The sequence below is a fragment of the Bradyrhizobium sp. genome (genome assembly GCF_016462955.1).
GTDB lineage: Bacteria > Pseudomonadota > Alphaproteobacteria > Rhizobiales > Xanthobacteraceae > Bradyrhizobium.
The window spans coordinates 1-2,569 of record NZ_JAEMSD010000384.1 but is presented as its reverse complement, the minus strand read 5'-3'; the positions used below and the strand labels follow the sequence as shown (position 1 = coordinate 2,569).

Below are 2,569 nucleotides of genomic sequence, written 5' to 3'. Positions count from 1 at the left end.
ATGCCAGCCATTCTCGGCAGCGGCGAGCACCGCTACCGCGTCGTCGAAAACTTCGCAAAACTTCCCGACGGCTGGCAGCTCACCGACGTCGCCTCGGTCGCGGTCGACAGCAAGGACCACGTCTACGTCTTCAACCGCGGCGCCCACCCGATGGTGGTGCTGGACCGCGAAGGCAATTTCCTCCGCAGTTGGGGCGAAGGACTGTTTTCCCGCGCGCACGGCCTGCATATCGATGCCGACGACAATCTCTATTGCACCGACGACGGCGACCACACGGTGCGCAAATGCACCACCGACGGCAAGGTGCTGCTGACGATCGGCATCCCCGCAAAGCCGGCGCCGTTCATGAGCGGCGAACCATTCCACCGCTGCACCCACACCGCGCTGTCGCCGAAGGGCGAGATCTACGTCTCCGACGGCTATGGCAATGCGCGCGTGCACAAGTTCACGCCCGACGGCAAGCTGATCAAGAGCTGGGGCGAGCCGGGTACCGACCCCGGCCAGTTCAACATCGTGCACAATATCGCCACCGATGCCGACGGCTGGGTCTATGTCGCCGACCGCGAAAACCACCGCGTTCAGGTGTTCGACGGCGAGGGCAAATACGAGACGCAGTGGAACAATCTTCACCGGCCCTGCGCGCTGTGCTGCTGCGGCGGGGCCAAGAGCCCCACTTTCGTGATCGGCGAGCTCGGCCCCGGCCTTGCCATCAACCGCAATGTGCCCAACCTCGGCCCGCGGCTGTCGATCGTGGACGCCAAGGGAAATCGCATCGCGCGGCTCGGCGGCGAAGCGGGGCCGGGCGTTGCCAGCGGAAAATTCCTCGCGCCGCACGGTATCGCTCTGGACTCGCAGGGCGACATTTATGTGGGCGAGGTCGGCGTCACAAACTGGGACTCCAGCTTTCCGGACGAGGAGATGCCGTCCGCGGTGCGCACGACGCGGTGCCTGCAGAAGCTGGAGCGGGTACGGAAGTAGAGGTCGCGGAGGCCATCACGCCGGGCGAGCGGCTCTGGGCATCCTGGCGGGATCGCGGCTTTTTGAGCACTTTTGCCACTCCGGCGCCGCATTGCTTGCGCCTGAATAAGTCGCTCAACGGGCTTCACAATCCCGTCACGCTGCATGTAGTATGTGACTACATGCTGCTTCGCAGCGTACATTGGAGGCCGGGAGCGTTACTTGAACGCACATGTCTCGCAAGGCAGTTGGCCGGTGTTGGTGCTGAATGCGGACTTCCGGCCGCTGAGTTACTACCCACTGTCGTTGTGGTCGTGGCAGGACGCGATCAAGGCGGTGTTCCTCGACCGCGTCAATATCGTCGCTCACTACGATCAGGCGGTCCACAGTCCAACCCTGCAGATGCAGCTGCCGAGTGTCGTCTCGCTCAAATCCTTCGTCAAGCCGACCACCCACCCCGCCTTCACCCGATTCAACGTCTTCCTGCGCGATCGTTTTGCCTGCCAATATTGCGGCTCGCCCGAAGACCTCACCTTCGATCACATCATCCCGCGCAGCAAAGGCGGCCAGACCACCTGGGAGAACGTGGTCGCGGCGTGCTCGCCCTGCAATTTGCGCAAGGGCAATCTCACGCCGGCGCAGGCCAAGATGTTTCCGCGCCAGAGCGCGTTTGCGCCCACCGTGCACCAGCTCCACCGCAACGGCCGCCTGTTCCCGCCGAACTATCTGCACGACAGCTGGCTCGACTATCTGTACTGGGATACGGAGCTGGATCCGTAGGCGCGCCTCCGCTTGTGTTGCACTCGTAAAGGCGTCAGGACACACCCAAGTGGATGACGGTTTGCGGCGTGATGCTCAACCGGACACATGATGCCGATGGTCCGAGCCTTGCCCATGAGGATCGTCGGACGCGAAGTCCTGAGGGAGCTGCAAGTGTGATGTAGGCTCGCGGATCATGCCGACAGCCAATCACGACTCCACCAGAAACTGCGCGCAACAAGCGCTGGCCGGAAGCGCCGCTCCGGCAGGCATTCACGCTGCGAAGAGCCACGGAACGCTCTTGCGTTCCGTGGCTCGGTTCAGTCCGCGATGGATCAGACGAAGCGGAAATCGTCTGCCGTGAGCGAGGCGATCTGCAGATTTGCCAGCGTCACGGTGTTGTCGGCATCGAGCGTCACGACGACGTTGCCGCCCACCTGCGTGGTGTGCGACATCACTTCGGCATAGTCGGCGAAGAGGCTGCTTGAGAATTGCAGCACATCGCCCGAGGCGCCGGTGGCGGCGAAGTCGGTGACAGTATCCTTGCCGAAGCCGGCGGCGAAGACGAACACGTCCGCACCCGAGCCGCCCGACAGGATGTCGTTGCCGGCATCGCCCGCGATGATGTCGGCACCCGAGCCGCCCTTGATGGTGTCGTTGCCGGCACCACCATTCAGCAGGTCGTTCTCGGAGCCGCCATCGATGTTGTCGTCGCCGTCGCCGCCTGAGACAACGTCGACGCCCGAACCGCCCTTCAACGTGTCCTTGCCAGCGCCACCCTCGACCACATCGTTGCCGGAGCCGCCGTCGACGCTATCTTCGCCATCGCCGCCGCGCAGCGTATCATTGCCGG

General features: G+C 63.7%; 3 protein-coding genes. 2 read left to right on the top strand and 1 reads right to left on the bottom strand.

Annotation, left to right across the window (positions count from 1 at the left end):
* Both JHD07_RS29070 and JHD07_RS29065 read left to right on the top strand, forming a co-directional pair.
* Nucleotides 1–978, top strand: a 978-nt coding sequence (locus tag JHD07_RS29070; protein WP_291628411.1) for a peptidyl-alpha-hydroxyglycine alpha-amidating lyase family protein, incomplete at its 5' end; no start/stop codon positions are given.
* Between the two features lie 201 nt (nucleotides 979–1,179).
* Nucleotides 1,180–1,737, top strand: coding sequence for an HNH endonuclease (locus JHD07_RS29065; RefSeq protein ID WP_008142962.1), 558 nt, complete (start codon nucleotides 1,180–1,182; stop codon nucleotides 1,735–1,737).
* A gap of 314 nt (nucleotides 1,738–2,051) precedes the next feature.
* Here JHD07_RS29065 and JHD07_RS29060 read toward each other — a convergent pair.
* Nucleotides 2,052–2,569: calcium-binding protein (locus JHD07_RS29060; RefSeq protein WP_291628406.1), on the bottom strand; the 518-nt coding region annotated here is incomplete at its 5' end.